Source organism: Veillonella parvula DSM 2008 (assembly GCF_000024945.1).
Taxonomy (GTDB): Bacteria; Bacillota; Negativicutes; order Veillonellales; family Veillonellaceae; genus Veillonella; species Veillonella parvula.
Window position 1 is genome coordinate 1,511,355 of sequence record NC_013520.1, and the last position, 15,788, is coordinate 1,527,142.

16 protein-coding genes and 1 pseudogene are annotated in these 15,788 nt (G+C 39.8%); 1 reads left to right on the forward strand and 16 read right to left on the reverse strand.

Translation table 11 applies throughout. From position 1 onward, the window contains the following. Positions 1-122 precede the first annotated feature (122 nt). From VPAR_RS09740 to moaC, 5 genes and pseudogenes are all read right to left on the reverse strand, one after another. Positions 123-1,069 (reverse strand): annotated as a pseudogene (locus VPAR_RS09740) (epoxyqueuosine reductase). 138 nt (positions 1,070-1,207) lie between these two features. Then, a complete protein-coding gene (gene murB / locus VPAR_RS06695) occupies positions 1,208-2,137 on the reverse strand; it encodes a UDP-N-acetylmuramate dehydrogenase (protein WP_012864662.1) in 930 nt (309 codons plus the stop codon). Next, positions 2,112-2,477, reverse strand: a complete 366-nt coding sequence (locus VPAR_RS06700) for a YlbF/YmcA family competence regulator (protein WP_008714407.1) — start codon at positions 2,475-2,477, stop codon at positions 2,112-2,114. Before VPAR_RS06700 ends, murB begins: the two co-directional genes overlap by 26 nt. 105 nt (positions 2,478-2,582) lie before the next feature. After that, positions 2,583-3,068: a tRNA (uridine(34)/cytosine(34)/5-carboxymethylaminomethyluridine(34)-2'-O)-methyltransferase TrmL gene (gene trmL / locus VPAR_RS06705; RefSeq protein WP_004696651.1), complete on the reverse strand. Its 486-nt coding sequence runs from the start codon at positions 3,066-3,068 to the stop codon at positions 2,583-2,585. A 28-nt stretch (positions 3,069-3,096) separates the two neighbouring features. Next, positions 3,097-3,609: a cyclic pyranopterin monophosphate synthase MoaC gene (gene moaC / locus VPAR_RS06710; protein WP_012864663.1), complete on the reverse strand. Its 513-nt coding sequence runs from the start codon at positions 3,607-3,609 to the stop codon at positions 3,097-3,099. Between the two features lie 108 nt (positions 3,610-3,717). Between moaC and VPAR_RS06715 the strand changes: the two genes are divergently transcribed. Further along, positions 3,718-4,395, forward strand: a complete 678-nt coding sequence (locus VPAR_RS06715; protein WP_008714410.1) for a metal-dependent hydrolase — start codon at positions 3,718-3,720, stop codon at positions 4,393-4,395. A gap of 107 nt (positions 4,396-4,502) precedes the next feature. Here the strand turns inward: VPAR_RS06715 and VPAR_RS06720 are convergent, their stop codons facing one another. The 11 genes from VPAR_RS06720 to VPAR_RS06770 form a co-directional block, all read right to left on the reverse strand. Further along, positions 4,503-6,146, reverse strand: coding sequence for a vWA domain-containing protein (locus VPAR_RS06720; RefSeq protein WP_012864664.1), 1,644 nt, complete (start codon positions 6,144-6,146; stop codon positions 4,503-4,505). Positions 6,147-6,281: 135 nt separating this feature from the next. Further along, positions 6,282-7,382, reverse strand: coding sequence for an AAA family ATPase (locus tag VPAR_RS06725; protein WP_012864665.1), 1,101 nt, complete (start codon positions 7,380-7,382; stop codon positions 6,282-6,284). 12 nt (positions 7,383-7,394) lie between these two features. Beyond that, positions 7,395-8,201: a hypothetical protein gene (locus VPAR_RS06730; protein WP_012864666.1), complete on the reverse strand. Its 807-nt coding sequence runs from the start codon at positions 8,199-8,201 to the stop codon at positions 7,395-7,397. Between the two features lie 112 nt (positions 8,202-8,313). Further along, the gene (locus VPAR_RS06735; protein WP_004698681.1) at positions 8,314-8,964 is read right to left on the reverse strand and encodes a potassium channel family protein; all 651 of its coding nucleotides are present in this window, start codon (positions 8,962-8,964) and stop codon (positions 8,314-8,316) included. A 35-nt stretch (positions 8,965-8,999) separates the two neighbouring features. After that, complete coding sequence (locus tag VPAR_RS06740; protein WP_012864667.1) at positions 9,000-10,361, reverse strand: TrkH family potassium uptake protein; 1,362 nt, start codon at positions 10,359-10,361, stop codon at positions 9,000-9,002. A 6-nt stretch (positions 10,362-10,367) separates the two neighbouring features. Then, positions 10,368-11,372 (reverse strand): carbohydrate kinase family protein, encoded by a 1,005-nt coding sequence (locus VPAR_RS06745; protein ID WP_012864668.1) that lies wholly within the window; start codon positions 11,370-11,372, stop codon positions 10,368-10,370. A gap of 339 nt (positions 11,373-11,711) precedes the next feature. Further along, entirely contained in the window at positions 11,712-13,352 is a 1,641-nt protein-coding gene (gene hutW, locus VPAR_RS06750; protein ID WP_012864669.1) for a heme anaerobic degradation radical SAM methyltransferase ChuW/HutW, read from the reverse strand. A 21-nt stretch (positions 13,353-13,373) separates the two neighbouring features. Continuing rightward, positions 13,374-13,892 carry a flavodoxin family protein gene (locus tag VPAR_RS06755; RefSeq protein WP_008601576.1) on the reverse strand — a complete coding sequence of 173 codons (519 nt, stop codon included), beginning with the start codon at positions 13,890-13,892 and terminating at the stop codon, positions 13,374-13,376. A 28-nt stretch (positions 13,893-13,920) separates the two neighbouring features. Next, entirely contained in the window at positions 13,921-14,724 is an 804-nt protein-coding gene (locus VPAR_RS06760) for an energy transducer TonB (protein WP_012864670.1), read from the reverse strand. Between the two features lie 2 nt (positions 14,725-14,726). Further along, entirely contained in the window at positions 14,727-15,134 is a 408-nt protein-coding gene (locus VPAR_RS06765; protein WP_004698605.1) for an ExbD/TolR family protein, read from the reverse strand. 2 nt (positions 15,135-15,136) lie between these two features. Continuing rightward, positions 15,137-15,754 (reverse strand): MotA/TolQ/ExbB proton channel family protein, encoded by a 618-nt coding sequence (locus VPAR_RS06770; RefSeq protein ID WP_004696674.1) that lies wholly within the window; start codon positions 15,752-15,754, stop codon positions 15,137-15,139. Positions 15,755-15,788: the final 34 nt, after the last annotated feature.

Below are 15,788 nucleotides of genomic sequence, written 5' to 3' on the forward strand. Positions count from 1 at the left end.
TCCAAAAATGGCAACAGTTAATTATAACGCAGTCTATAGAAAAAAGTCAAAATAGTACACCTATTCTAATCATGGCAATTTCAACATTCGATTATACTTTTGACTCATCTTAGGACAAAAACCTATTTACGCGCTATCGCCCGCTTAGCAGATTTACGCAACAACGGAATTTGTTTATCTGTTAAATGGAAACAGAATTTAGGAATCAGCTTTTTTATAATTTCCTCATCAGAGGCTTTCAAAATATATTCTGGCTGTAGCAACGGCTCTAATTCATCAAGTCCGGGATAATCCAGCCCTATGCTCCAGTCATGGTCTGCATTAAAAGGGCATGCATCCTGGCAGTTATCACAACCTAATATCCACGCCTCCAGCATATCGTCTATGACACCATCCGGTAACTTACCATCACCGAATGTATTAATAAAAGATACACATGTTAACGGATTCATAGTAAACGGTGCAGATAAGGATTTTGTCCTACACCCTTGCTGACATAAATTACAAGAATCCGGACATGGTGGTATCTCTAACTGTTGAATATACTCACAGGACGCATCAATTAAATAGCCTACCAGTTCATAGCTAGAACCTTTAGGTCCATAAAAAAATTATTTTTTCGATAAATGCCTAAACCAGCTGCTACCGAAGCGGGCCGTAAAGGAATAATTCCGGCAGGTTTCGCCGTTTCACCGCCAATATATCGTATCCCATTTTCACCAAGCCAGACTTCAAAAGATTGCCGTCGTTTAAACTCATCACTGTGAGGAATATTTGACAAAGATAACAACAACCCTTTTGCATATCGGTTTCGAAGAGATACAGGAAACTTATAATCACCAAAATATTCAGTACAAACCACTATGGATTGTGCCCAAGGATACTTTTCTTTTAATGCTAAAAAATCTTTACTATGCGCATATACCTCTTTACTTTCAGGTACATCTTCTAAACGCTTTATCAACCGTTCTTTATAAAAATCAAGTGCATTAAGAGGCACTATACCACAACTGTCATACCCACACGCTAGCGCTTTATCATAAATCTCCTGGGCCAACAAAGTATTCATATCATCGCCTCCCAAATATGAACTAACTATAAACCTATCATACTCTTTTAAAAACTATAAAAAAAGATTTCTTATGAATCCGTCATTCTTAAAAGAGTAACATTACATAAGAAATCTTATATTAGTATTTAATTTGTATTAATCTTCACCAATCATGCGTACTTCTGGTTCGAGATGTACACCATGTTGATCATACACACGACGTTGTACCTCACTAATCAGGTCAAGTACATCCTTCGCACTTGCACTACCTGTATTGATGACAAAGCCTGCATGTTTGTGGGATACTTGCGCATCACCTACAGACAAACCTTTTAGGCCTGTTTGTTCAATCAATGTACCTGCAAAGTACCCTGGTGGGCGTTTAAAGGTTGAACCTGCACTGGCATATTCCAAAGGTTGCTTGGATTCACGTTTTTCTGTTAACTCATCCATACGTGCCTTGATGGCATCCTTGTCACCTGGTTTGAGTGTCATAATGACTTCCCCAATAACTTCATGATTATCGTGGAATACACTATGACGATAAGCAAAGTCCAAGTGAGATGCATCATACTCTTTAATACTTCCTTGGAAATCTACGGCTCTCACTGCAGTAACTACATGGCTCATTTCCCCATCATAAGCACCTGCATTCATAAATACGGCACCACCAAGTGTGCCTGGAATACCAATGGCAAATTCAAGGCCAGATAAACTATTCTCCCAAGCAAATTCAGAAGCATCCTTTAACATATACCCGGAACCAATACACAATGTGTTTTCGTTACAATCCATGATTTGGGTCATATGTCGAACTGATACGACAGCGCCACGGATACCTCCGTCTTTCACTAAAATATTAGATCCACAACCAATAATAGTTACAGGCACATCTAATTCGTGAATGGTACGAAGTGTAAAACTAAGTTCTGCCATCGTAGTAGGTTCAATAAATAAGTCCGCAGGTCCTCCAATTTTGAATGTCGTATGATGACAAAGAAGCTCCTGCTCTCGTACACGTGTACATGGTAATTTTTCTAATAAAGCTGTTTGTAATACCTTAATGTTTTGGTTGTTGTTCGCCATGATCTAACACTTTCATCCCCTCAGTGATTGGTTCGCTAATGATTTTATAAATATCATTAGAAATCTGGCTCCAACGCATTTGCGCTTGCAAATAAGCAGCCGCTGCAGCATTTTCTTGAATTTGAGGCATCAATTCCTCTTGTTTCTTTTGCAACTCATCCGCTTCTGGAGCACCAGACAACTTAGCATATTCCCATTGCATTTGTTGAGCCATAAATGTGCGAACCAAACCCGTTGCTACTGCATCTGCTTTCACTGCTTCCTGAGCAGCCATTAACTCTTTGTACTCTTCAGATTCACGCATTGCGTGAGCTAAATCATGAGCTTTATCGTAGTTCATAATATCCTCCTCCAAACAACACCGTTAAAATCGCTACCGGTCATATAGATTTGGTAGATCTTCTAACACATACGTATAATATATTTCTCAATTATGAAAGTCTATTTATTTAGATTGAATCCAATTGCCTTCAGCCTTAAGATCTGGATAATCAAGTTGACGCATACCTTCATAAGCTATAATCGCCACCGCATTAGATAAGTTCAGAGAACGTGCTTCATCTACCATGGGTATACGAATGCATGTATCCTCTTTACCATCTAATAAACTTTCAGGCAACCCTCTTGTTTCAGGCCCAAAAACGAGCATATCACCGATTTCATATTTCACCTCGGAATGAGTATGCTTTGCTTTGGTAGTGGCATAGAAATATCTACGATCAGGATATTTCTCATATAATTCTTGAATATTTTCATGTACCTGTACATCTACCAAGTGCCAGTAATCAAGGCCAGCACGTTTTACATGCTTGTCATCAATAGAAAAGCCAAGGGGTTTGATGAGATGTAAGGTCATATGATTAGCGGCGCATAAACGCGCTATATTTCCTGTATTGCCTGGAATTTCAGGCTCATAAAGTACTATTTCCATTTTCAATCCCCTATTCTTTATATCTATATTATTCTACAAAGGAACGGACAAAATGTCCACTTTTCCCGCCTTCTTTTTCTACAAGATATGTAGGGCCTATAATCATCCCCTTATCAATAGCTTTACACATATCGTAGACTGTTAAAAGTCCTACTTGAACCGCTGTAAGTGCTTCCATTTCAACACCTGTCTTTCCTGTCGTTTTTACGGTAGCATGAACTTTAACAGCTCTATTATGTGTAGAATCCGTACAGGCTGGACTTTCACCATCAACAAGAGTACAATGCACCTCAACCTTAGTTAATGCTAACGGATGACAAAGGGGAATGAGATTACTCGTCTGTTTCGCCCCCATAATAGCTGCCAATTGAGCCACACTAAGAACATCCCCCTTTTTTATTGTTCCCGCCGCAATGCGTTCATAAATGGCATCATTAATAGTAATAAAGCCTTCTGCCACAGCAGTACGAGTTGTAATATCCTTATCTGATACATCTACCATCCAAGCATTACCATCTTGATCAAAATGTGTTAAATCCATAATATATCCTTACTAATTATGTATAAATTATCACCAATAGTTTTATTTTCATTTATTATATTATACAATAGAATTAAGAATTGTATGTACAAGGAAGGAAGTGTTCCTATGAAAACAAAACTAACTTATTTTGGTCACGCTTGCTTTATGCTCACACGCGGCGATGTATCCATGATTTTCGACCCATTCTTGACCGGTAATACATGGGATATCGCTAAAAAAGAAGATATCAAATGCCAATATATCTTTGTCAGTCATGGTCATGATGATCACTATGGCGACACAGATTTTATTGCCAAAGCAAATGATGCACTCGTTATTTCTACTGCTGAGGTAGCGGGTAAAGCGGCAGCTGCCGGTTGTCGTACACACGCCATGCATTTAGGTGGCAAGTTCGACTTTGAATTCGGTTCTGTTCGAATGGTTCCTGCCTTCCACGGCGCTGGCATCCCTGGCGGTCACGCTGCAGGTTGTATCGTAGATTTCTACGGAGATATCCTATACTTCGCTGGTGATACAGCACTCTTTAGCGATATGAAATTATTAAATCGCTTTGGTGAAATCGATTACGCACTTCTTCCTATCGGTGATAATTACACAATGGGGGTTGAAGATGCAGCCCTTGCTGCTTCTTATGTAAAAGCGCGTATTTCCATTCCAATTCACTACAAAACATGGCCTGTTATCGACCGTGAACCAGGTGTATTTACAAGCCTTGTAGAAGGCAAGTATAACCAAACAGCACTCATTATCGATCCAGGCTCCTCTATTGAGCTTAACAACTAATAAAAGATCCACAGACCTAAAAATGACGCAATCCGCTGGATTGCGTCATTTTTGTATACCATTTTGGTTCAAGATTAAACCTATAAAAAAACATGCGACCTAATATACTAAATCTCTTGATTAGCCATAGAAAAGCCACCGCGATTAACCATACGTACAAACTCATCAATATCCTGAGTTTCATCAATCCCCACATAACCGAGTTCACGAACCATGCCGTACGGATTATGCAAAGATAATTGTGGATTCTCACCGGTCAATACCCACAGCACCTTATAGCCTCTTGGCGTCTCTCGTAGTCGCTCTTCCCCTTTGCCATCTGTAAAGTATACAAGTAAATCTACACGGTTTTGATTAGCCAGAGAGAATACAGGGGTAAAGGCTGTAGCACCACGCACATCGAGGCGCGGCTTCACATCCTTCACGGATTCCATCGTATAGGTGCGGCGTACTTCATTATCACATTCTACAACAGTAATACGATGGTTATAAGCATGCACGATTTGTAGCACTTGCTCTAAAGCATTTGTAAACTCCACATCAGTTATACTACCACTCATGTCGAGAGCTACCCATACATTTGCCTTATGTTGACGTAATGTGCCAGACAACTCCAAACGCTCAGGTTGACGACGATTACGACGCATCGTCGTTTTTTTGTATCCACTCGCTACCTTGCCCATTAACTTTTTAAGGTAGAAATACCAAGGCAAGGCACGACGTGTCTTTTGGAATGTATCGATAAGGCTTTTCACATAGCCTTCCATATCCCCCTTTGAGGCTTCGTTGATATAGCGCTCCGTGATTTGGTCCATCGTATCTGTATCAATAGAATCGGATTCATCCCAAATATCATGGCTGGTTTGAGGGTCAAACTCCATAGCAACCGCCGTATCTGCGTTATCAATAGGCACAAAGAGGTCTGGTTTTTCTTTCATGACCTTATCAATAGCCTTCGCATAGTATTCAATGGTACGGAAACGCTTTAATAACAAACCAAAGCGCGCATTTACATTGGCTACCGTTACCGCATCACGGTCTATATGTTCAAGGTAATCGTTTACGACCATATCCATAGCCATATGGACTGCTGTTTTGTGAAAGCCTTGACTCAGCGCTTTTACCCGCATCAAATGAGCAGAAATGATATGAAGAACTTCACGCTTAATACCATCCTTCATCACATCAGGCGATTGGCGTAACAAGATAAAGGGATTTACATATAATACATATCCGCCCTGTTTAAGATTAATACCAAAAGCACTGGCCATATCAAAGCGAATGCGATGAGTCATTTGTAAGTAAAAGTAACCAAAGAATTGGTCCTCTTCAAGAAGCAAGCTGTTTACATCATGCAATATATTCCACAACCGTTGCTCATAGGCCGGTGTCATTACGGCTTGCTGCATAACGGAGAGGTCTGTCCCCTCCACTTGTACGTCTTCAAGAGCATGACCGATAGTACCTATATGGCTATCCGACATATTATGGTTCATAAGATCAGCCGCTATACGTTCAGGCGCCATGCTATGATGTTGTTCTTCATAGCTATCTACATAGGCCTCATAAGATGCGTATATTTGCGTATACAAAGCCTCTGCTTCACGATGAATACGCTCTCGTTTCGCATGCCATCGATCGAGCGTCTCGATAGCCTCCGCATCATAAGAACCAGTCTTTTCCCAGCCATCAATATGAGTTAGCAAATCCGACGCATCACGTATATCGTCCTTATCTAAGTTTCGTTGCATATTTACACCTCCTTTTCTTTAGAAAACAAATTTAATATATGTCATATGCCATATATCAATTAGCATAATAATTAATAATTTACTAAAGTCGATTATCTATATATAGCTTTGATTTGGTTAACTATACACATAGAATTATTTTTGCGCTTCAAAGAAAGTATCTACAAAAAGGTCATCTTCAATAGCATAAGCGTAAACGCGCTCATACGTGTTACGAAGATCTTTCATAACCGCTACGCGCAAATCCCCTGGATACAAGGTCAAAAACTCCACAAAGTGATGTACTTCCTGCGCATTGCTATTGCGATTTAAACGATGCAACATATTTTTTGCTGCTACATAAAGGCGAGTTGGGCTTTCACCTTTAACCTGCTCAGCCATAGACATAATAGCACCTGGTTTTTGAACCGCTGTTAATACATCATCAAAGGTAATAAGAGGTTCTTGATCGGACTCGATAAAGTTTACAAAAGCCTCCGCAATGAGTTTACCTACGTTACCGCGGATAACATTCATAAATATATCGCGACTATAGCTTGTGCCCTCTTGATTCTTATAAATTCTATATAGACCGGACACGCGTTCAAAGGAACGAGGTGTGGCATCGATATCGTCTTCGTGACGTTGATTTAAATATTCTGGATAGGAAGAAATAAATTCAATAACCTTTTCTTCAATACCAGCACCAATAGCCCAGTCAATCCATTGCATATAATCAGCATTCATATAAAGCCATACGAATCGATTTTGTTGTGCCGGATCCATATCGATGGTTTGGTAATCAAAGGAATCTTCAGGGTTCATAGCGGCGATGATGCGCACTTGATCACTTAAAGAAAAGCCATTAATTTCACGGTTTAGAATAAGGTTCATCAACTCTTGTTGAACTGCATGTTCTGCGCGGTTAATTTCGTCGATAAACAACAATACTTGACGCCCTTTATTTACGGCTTGTGCCACATGTTCCAATGTATGATGCACAGCGTATACTGTAGTTTTCACATCTCGTGTATTGCCATGACCAGCCGTATGAGTCACCGTTTCTACAGTAGGTAAACCACCGATTTCACCTTCTTTTAAGAGGTTTCCGTCGATAGTTACTAATTCCCAATTATGTACCTCTGCAACACGCATTGCGAGAGAGGTTTTACCAATGCCAGTCTCACCAACGAGCAAAGGCACTTGATTTGCAGCAAGCACTAATTCAACGCTTGCCATTGTATCTATAAAGTTCATTGTATCTCCGTTCTAATATTTCAAATATTCGCCTACTGCAATTTTCTTAACTATTTTGGTGCCATAAGCATCTATAAGTGACAACAAATCGATGGGCCATTTAGATTGACGTCCACCGATAGCTTTATTGTTGATTAACTCGCGTATATAGTCTTCATCAACTGTATCGCCGGAAATAGCATCTACAATTATAGCTTTGATTTCGTCTACTGTAACACCCAATGTATTAGGTATATAACCGACAATAGCCGCACTTACTTTAAATAGATGCAAGGCCAAGTCCTTAGTGAGGGTTGTAATCTGCCGCATTGCCTGTGGATCTTGCTTTACTGCTGCTTCTAGTACAGCTACGCTAGGCTCATCAATGTAGCGCAAGGCTAAGTAACTCTCTTGCACGGCTTGTAACTGCACAACCTCGCTTGGAGCATTGATATATTGTAAGGCATCATAATTCGCCTTCACCGCTTCTAATTGCAATTCTTCAGATGGGTTTGCAATATAGCGAATAGCCCAGCCTGATTGAGCTAACGCACTTTGAATTAATGTATCAGACGGATCGCTGATGTATTCTAAAACTGCCCAATCTTTTTCCACTAAGGTTTTTAACAATTCTTCTGTAGGATTTTCAACGAATTGTATAGCTCGTGGTGCTTGTGAAAGCGCCGTTTCAATAACCTTTTGAGTAGGTTCTTTAATATATTGTAACAGCATGCCGTTTTGTCCCACACATGTAAGTTGCATAGCTTCTGTAGGATTTGGAATATTTCGAATCCCATGTGGGTTATTCATCAGCGCCGTTATATATTGTTCCTCTGTCATAATAACCTTCATTTCTATATTAAAAGGCCATACGAATACGTATGGCCTATACTGAATTCTATCTCATTATATCATATTTTTTCGATATATTTATATCTCTTTCGTATACTTACTACACTGTTAATGCATCTAAATCAGAATTATTTCCTATGATTAATAGTTTATCCTCCGCCGAAAGAATCGTAAACGGATTAGGAGGGACTTCTAAATCCTCCCCACGCCTGATGCCTACAGCATTAAGATTATATTTCTCACGCAGATTAGAATCTTTTAAGCAGGTGCCTACCAAAAATTTAGGCATATCTACTTCAATAAGGCTAATGCTTTTAGATAGCTGTAAGTAATCCATTACATGTTCTCGTGTCAACGATTGAGCTAACCGTTGTGCCACATCATATTCTGGATAGATGACCATATCTACCCCCATCTTCTTGAGCATCTTACCTTGGAGTGCATTTTCAGCTTTCGAAACCACATGAGGCATATTCATTTCTTTCAACAACATCGAAGTCATGAGATTAGCCTGGATATTATCACCAATGGCAACAATAACTATATCAAATTGGCTCAAAGCTAAGGCTTTAATAGCCTCTTCATCAGTAGTATCTGCTACGATAGCATGTGTTACATAAGGGGAAACCTTTTGTACAATTTCTGGATTAATATCTACACCTAAAACCTCATGATTCATAGAGGCTAACATCTTGGCTATAGTCGTACCAAATTGACCAAGACCAATGACGGCAATTGTTTTATATTTCATGCTATATCTCCTGATAGACTAACTATTCTACTCAATTACAACAATACATTCTCTTCTGCATACCCAATTGGCTTCGTTGGTGATGTCCTAAGAGCCCATGTACCAATAACGGTCATAACACCGACACGACCGGTAAACATAACAAGCATCAGCACCCATTTACTGCTTTCAGATAAATCAGATGTAATTCCCGTCGTAAGGCCTACAGTCCCAAAGGCAGACGTAACCTCAAATAACAATCGGATAAAATCATAAGGCTCATCCCAGGCCAGATAACATGTGGCTATTAAAATAAGAAGGAGCGATAAAAATATAATCCCGTTGGCTTTAAGCACGGTTACTAATGAAATACGACGTTCAAAAATCTCTGTATCTGGACGGTTATTAAACAAGGTACGCGATGCAAGTATGGTTACTGCTACGGTACTAATTTTAACCCCTCCACCGGTAGAGTTCGGGCCCGCACCAATAAACATGAGAATAATGGTAACAAACAAGGTAATTGGATGTAATGCATTATAATCAACCGTTGCAATCCCAGCTGTACGCGGCGTAATTGATTGAAATAAAGAGGCCATTATTTTATTCCAAATCGGTAATGTCCCAAAGGTTTTTGGATTTGACCATTCCACACCTAAAAAAATGATAGTTCCTAATAGAATAAGAATCGCTGTGCCTACTAACATAATCTTAGTGTGAAGTTTTAAGTCAACAACTCGTCGCACCTTACGGTGTGACCATATGTCAAAGGCCGCTAAATAGCCAAAACCACCGATAACAATTAGTACTGCTGTATTGATATTAAATAATATGTCCCCTACCATGGCATAAGGTAGATCATTATCAAAAAATACAAATCCAGCGTTACAAAAGGTGGAAATAGCTTGCATGATACCGCTATACAATGCAGCCTGTCCAATATAGGGATATAGCTGAATCGTATAGATTATGCCTCCCACAATTTCAATAGCAAAGGTATAAAGCGTTAACTTTTTCGTAATATGTAATAAACCAGTCATACCCTCCTGTCCAACGTCCTCGGACAAAAGCACACGATTTTTAAGGCCTACTCGTTTACCTAGAAGCAAAGCAATTATGGTCGTGAAAGATACAATTCCTAACCCACCTAACTGAATAAGGATAACCATTACAATCTTACCAAATAAAGACCAATGATAATAAGTATCTACAGTGGTCAGCCCTGTTACCGAAACACAAGATACGGCGGTAAAAGCGGCATCTACAAGAGCCGTCGTTTGCCCCTGAGCACTCGCCATCGGTAACATAAGCAATATTGTACCTATAATCATGACGCCTAGAAAGCTAAACGCTAATAATCGATAGGGATTTTGTTGCATGTACCGTTGTACATGAGAATGGGAAATATCGTGCCACATACTGATTTACTCCAATCCCATTAACTTATGTACAACTTGTAAACTTGGTAAAGCGCTACGACCACCAATCCCTTGCGTATTTAAAGCTGCTACAGCGGACGCAAAGATAGCAGCTTTTTCTAAATCAGAATGTCCACAATGTTGTAATAAATCTATAGCATATGTAGAGGTCTTTAACCCTTCTACTGGGGCTAACTCTCTCAATAATGTAACAAGCTTTGAAAGAAATGCTCCATGAAAACTATCTCCAGCCCCCGTTGTATCAACTACATATTCTTGAGGGAATGCCTGACAACGATAGAAAGTTCCATCAGGCCATACGAAATAACTACCATTAGCGCCATCCGTAACCCCCGCAATAAGAGCACCACGGTCATGAATGATACGACAAGCTTCTTCTAAATTAGTAGTGCCCGTATATTTTTCAGCATAATCACGAGCAACAATAGCAATATGACTTGACTCTGTAATAGATTTCATCTCTTCATCGTAGCGCTGTGCACCTCCATCGAGGGAGATAATAGTACCTGCCTCTTGTGCTAACGCCATGGCAGAACACATGAATTGTCGATGCCGTCCGTTAACATGTAAAATGAAAGCTTCTTTAATTAATTGCTTATGAGTATCTAAAAATACTGGCTCTGGCGCAGTAGAGCGTTCAAAAAATACGGCACGCTCGCCAGTGCTATGCTTTACTAGGATTGTAGCAACGCCACTCTTTTCCCCCTTTTCAATGTGGATAGCATCAGTATTAACATTATATTTTTTGAAATCATCTAAAATATGACGCCCCACCATATCGTCACCGATACTGTCAATCATGGCCGTACGTGCACCATATTTACCTGCAACGGCTAATGCTGTAGCTACAGGTCCTCCACCATCGGTGGTAGAAGATACAACTTGTTGTACCTCACGTCCCGTTGGGTAATGATCCACAACGATGAAGCGGTCTAATGTGCTAGCCCCAATACCTAATATATCTATTTCTTTTTGAGGACATGTACTCATACTAACCTCCTAAGCCTTTTATCAGCTATACAAGCAATATCACTTCACATCTTATAGATTTACTATCTCACTTATTGTTTTATGATTTTAACAGCAATTAGATTTTTATTGTCCTTATAGACTTATACATCTATTCCTATACATCTATTGCTATGCTTTTTAAAGTCATTTAAGTCTTATACCTACAGAATACCTTTCGTTTTATAAAAAGTAAACCCCAGACCGAAGTCTGGGGCTACTTTGTACTACAGAGAGCACGTATATGTCACGTAATATGTCTTGTATATTATATGTTGGTTATTGGGAGAGGTTGTTAGAATTAAGGTGTAACATAACAGTTTAAGACATCATACGTTCCATCATATATTCAATCTCATCAGCACTTAAATTGTACATAGCTTGTACCATTCGTTCTGCTGCTTCGCCAGAAGCACCGCTCTTAGCAATTTCAGCTTTAGCCTTAGCAATGAGAGCATCTTTACGTTGTGCTTCGGAATCTTCGTCAGTTGGTACAGAGATATTGGCTTTACCCTGGCCAATGCCACGTACCTCTTGGTTAGGATTTTCTTTAGAAGTTGTTTTTGTATCTTGTGCTGCTACTGCTTCTATAGCGAAGGAATTCTTACCAGTCAGGATATATTCAACAGCTTCTAATGTACTTTGCGTAAGATTTACAGTCCAGAATTCGCCTGCATCAGTCAATTTATAAAGCAAACCATTATAGGCAACAAGGCCTCGTTTTTCCCATAATTTATAGAGCCAGTTCAATTCATCTAATCTGGAATCCATTTTTACTAAGCTCATAATATTGAGGAATCCTTGTTCTAATTGACTTACTACTCGGTTTACGATAGGTTGTAAATCACTTTGTTTCATAAGGGCCATAAATGGTTTTTCACCGCGGGTAACCATATCTTCGTATGGTTTTAATGCACGATGTAACATCATCCCATAACCGTCGACGTTACCACCTGCACCACTACCAAATGGGAACATTGGAACGCCCGATTTAGCTAAAGTGTTATACAAGCTACGTTCACGGTTATTAGCACTCCAGTGAGCGGCACTCAATCGACGATAGGAACGTTCATCAAGGTATTTACGACCAAATTCAAACATATCCCCTTGCATCGCTGTTGTGGCTGCAGCTGGAACTTTACCGTTTGTAATGTCTTTATTGAGATCACTACCATCAAATACATTTAATTGATATAGGTCTGCACCATCAACACCAGAGCTTACTAAATCAGCTAAATCTTGTTCCCACACCTCCATAGTTTGACCAGGCAAGCCATAGATTAAGTCAATAACGACAGAGCATTGACCATAAGCTTTCAAAGCAGCTAGTCGTTCTAATACGGTTTCTTTCGTATCTAAACGGCCTACCATTTGACGCACTTCTGTGTTAAAAGATTGTACGCCGATGGACATACGGTTGACGCCGTTTGCCATCCAAACTTCAAGATTTTCAGGGATCAAATCGTGAATACGACCTTCTAAGGTAAGCTCGTAATCATTTGCCAATGGCAAGTACGCTTTAATCGCTTTAAGCAATCTTTCAGAATTTGTAGGTGATAAAGATGTTGGTGTGCCACCGCCGATAAATACGGCATGGATCAAACCATCTTTTAATCTCGAACGCTCACTAGCGAGCTTTAATTCACTGATAAGACCATCAATATATTGGTCTTCAACACTTTGACTCGTACCGTTTTGGAAGAAACCACAATATGTGCATTTTGTCTTACAAAACGGAATATGAATGTAAGCGCATTGCATTTCGCCCTTTTTAGGAGTGCCATTCATTAACGAATCCCAAACGGCTTGTGTTTCTTTTGGAGAAACGAGCGTACCATTGAGACCTGCATGTACAACACGTTTATGAGGAAATGCACCACTCATCGGATTATCGCATTCTAAACCTAGTTGTAGATTGCGTTGTTTCTCCGGAATGGATTCAAAGAAACTTGCTAAACTCATACTCCAATCCCCTTTCAGAAATTAGGCTTGCAACTTTGCAAGTACAGATTTTGTAAATTCTTTTGCATTTGCAAAGTCTTGTTCATCTGGATGAGTTTCCGCCGCTTTATGTAATGCATCGCGTTCTGGGCTTTGCCCATGTGCTGATCCAGGGGGGAACATTTTATACATCATTTCGATTACTTTAGGATCAATTTTACCTTGGCATACGAAGCCGTCTACAAGAGCTTCTTTGTTAGGCAATAATTCAGATGCTTTTTCGATACTTTCACGAGCATGATCAGAATCAGCATACATCCCTAGTGTGGCAAAGAATACCACATTAGGATTTTTTAAAGTTTCAATCAATTTTGCCGCTTCTTTATTCGCTGTACCTCGATCCACCCAGAAACCTACGAATACTGTATCATAATCAGCTAAATTTTCAGGTGCATCTTTTACAGGAACGCAAGGTGTACCTTCAGGCATAACGGAAGCCATTGCTTCCGCTACACTTTTAGTATTTCCCGTAAGGGAAGAATATAAAATAATAGATTTCATATTTATCTCCTTTATTACTTAGATATATTTATTCTTCTTCATCTTCGCCATCGGCCTGTACTACAAAGTGTACAGGAACTTCTACTGGTTGTATATCCCCTGTTTCGTTTGGATACGGAGTCGCTCGTCGCACTGCATCAAGAGCCGCTTCTACAAATATCTCATCGCCACCACTAGTTGGATATACGTCTATTAAATTACCATTAGTATCTAATTTAGCCATTACATTAATTGTAACATCTACGTTCATTTTACGTTTAATAGCCGCATAAGGAATTTGTTTTTGGCTATCTACGGCTGCATAAAAGCCCTCTACATTGAACGCGGCTTTACCTGTACCGTGACCATCACCTTCACCGGTACCATCACCTGTACCAGTACCATGGCCTCTACCATCACCAATTCCAGTGCCTTCACCAGTACCATGACCACCGCCAGAACCACCACCTGATCCAGGGCCTGTGCCACCAACAGCGGAATTATCACCGGATGTATTGCCTTTATTTTCACTTGCTTTAGCTGCCACATCTACTGCATCAGGAATATCTGTTGCTGTAGATGGTTCAACATTTGCTACAACAGCCTTTGTTCTTGCCGCTACTTCATCTGCTGACAATGGTTTTGGGAACAGATCTGCTCTGTTACCTCCGCCACCACCAGCATGTCCACTGCCACCATCATCGAGCACACTTTGTGTGAGGTCGATTTCATAGGTATCCATTTCTTGAATGGCTGGAACCACTACAAAAAAGATTACAGCAATAAAGAGAGCAATAAGATGAACTACGGCGGATATAATGGCTGCTTTTTTCCATGATATGCCTAGTCCCATAGTTATCCTTTCTGTTCAGCTGCAATAGCTAAGCGTTTAACGCCAGATTGTTTTAACATGTCCATAATCGCTACTACTTGACCATGAGCCGCTCGTTTATCGGCTTGTAAGATAACACTAGCATTAGGGTTTTCTTGGATACGTTGTTTTACCATTGCCTCAGCATCGTCAATGCTCATTGGCTTGTTATCAATCGTAATATGACCCTCCGCATCTAATGTTAAAACCACTGGTAATTGAGCTGGTGCAGAAGCACTAGTAGCCTGTGGTAATTGTACAGACAAGGCTTTTTGAGCCACTGTTTGCAAGCTGTTCATCATGAAGAATACCAACAAGAAGAAAATGATATCAATCATTGGAATGATCATGAATTCCGGCTTAGTTTTCATACGAAAGCTTTGCAAGTTCATAACTATTTCCACCCTTCTCGTTTAGCTGTAACTATATTTACACACATATTTTCAATTTGGTTAATAATGGAGTCCAAACGATGACTAAAAATTGTGTAAACGATAAATGCCATTATGGCCACACATAAGCCAGATGCTGTCGCGATAAGCGCCTCACCTACACCACCAGTAATGGCAGATGCACCGGCACCGGAGTCAAGGATACTGAAAGAGCCAATCATACCTGTTACTGTACCAAGCAAGCCCAATAATGGAGAAATTGTAACTGTTGCACTTAAGTAGTCCATATATTTTCGGAAACCAACTGCATCAACCCCCATTTGATCAGCAAAAGCGGTCTTCATTGCTTCTTCGCTAGAATCATTTTTTAAACCTGCTTCTGCAATACGACTTGCAATAGAAGGGTTCTCTTTAATTACTTTATCGATTTCATCCCAACGTTGTAGTTTTGCGAATTCATTTACTGCATGAGTTACAACAAATGTTTTGCCTGCATACTTACGATAGAAGAAAGCACGTTCTGCAGCTATAGCGATAACCATAAAAGACAAGAGTAACAATGGATACATTACATACCCGCCACTATGAAATAAGTGAATGACATAATTTAAATTTTCCATATTTGTAACCTTTCTGTCTGTTTACAGACTGAAC

Bases quoted from the DNA above. Each gene is read 5' to 3' on its own strand.
- VPAR_RS06720 (WP_012864664.1), bottom strand. From the start codon at position 6,146: ATGCAACGAAACTTAGATAAGGACGATATACGTGATGCGTCGGATTTG.
- VPAR_RS06770 (WP_004696674.1), bottom strand. From the start codon at position 15,754: ATGGAAAATTTAAATTATGTCATTCACTTATTTCATAGTGGCGGGTAT.
- hutW (WP_012864669.1), bottom strand. From the start codon at position 13,352: ATGAGTTTAGCAAGTTTCTTTGAATCCATTCCGGAGAAACAACGCAAT.
- VPAR_RS06725 (WP_012864665.1), bottom strand. From the start codon at position 7,382: ATGAACTTTATAGATACAATGGCAAGCGTTGAATTAGTGCTTGCTGCA.
- VPAR_RS06730 (WP_012864666.1), bottom strand. From the start codon at position 8,201: ATGACAGAGGAACAATATATAACGGCGCTGATGAATAACCCACATGGG.
- VPAR_RS06765 (WP_004698605.1), bottom strand. From the start codon at position 15,134: ATGAACTTGCAAAGCTTTCGTATGAAAACTAAGCCGGAATTCATGATC.
- VPAR_RS06715 (WP_008714410.1), top strand. From the start codon at position 3,718: ATGAAAACAAAACTAACTTATTTTGGTCACGCTTGCTTTATGCTCACA.
- VPAR_RS06755 (WP_008601576.1), bottom strand. From the start codon at position 13,892: ATGAAATCTATTATTTTATATTCTTCCCTTACGGGAAATACTAAAAGT.
- trmL (WP_004696651.1), bottom strand. From the start codon at position 3,068: ATGGAAATAGTACTTTATGAGCCTGAAATTCCAGGCAATACAGGAAAT.
- VPAR_RS06760 (WP_012864670.1), bottom strand. From the start codon at position 14,724: ATGGGACTAGGCATATCATGGAAAAAAGCAGCCATTATATCCGCCGTA.
- VPAR_RS06700 (WP_008714407.1), bottom strand. From the start codon at position 2,477: ATGAACTACGATAAAGCTCATGATTTAGCTCACGCAATGCGTGAATCT.
- VPAR_RS06740 (WP_012864667.1), bottom strand. From the start codon at position 10,361: ATGTGGCACGATATTTCCCATTCTCATGTACAACGGTACATGCAACAA.
- VPAR_RS06735 (WP_004698681.1), bottom strand. From the start codon at position 8,964: ATGAAATATAAAACAATTGCCGTCATTGGTCTTGGTCAATTTGGTACG.
- murB (WP_012864662.1), bottom strand. From the start codon at position 2,137: ATGGCGAACAACAACCAAAACATTAAGGTATTACAAACAGCTTTATTA.
- VPAR_RS06745 (WP_012864668.1), bottom strand. From the start codon at position 11,372: ATGAGTACATGTCCTCAAAAAGAAATAGATATATTAGGTATTGGGGCT.
- moaC (WP_012864663.1), bottom strand. From the start codon at position 3,609: ATGGATTTAACACATTTTGATCAAGATGGTAATGCTTGGATGGTAGAT.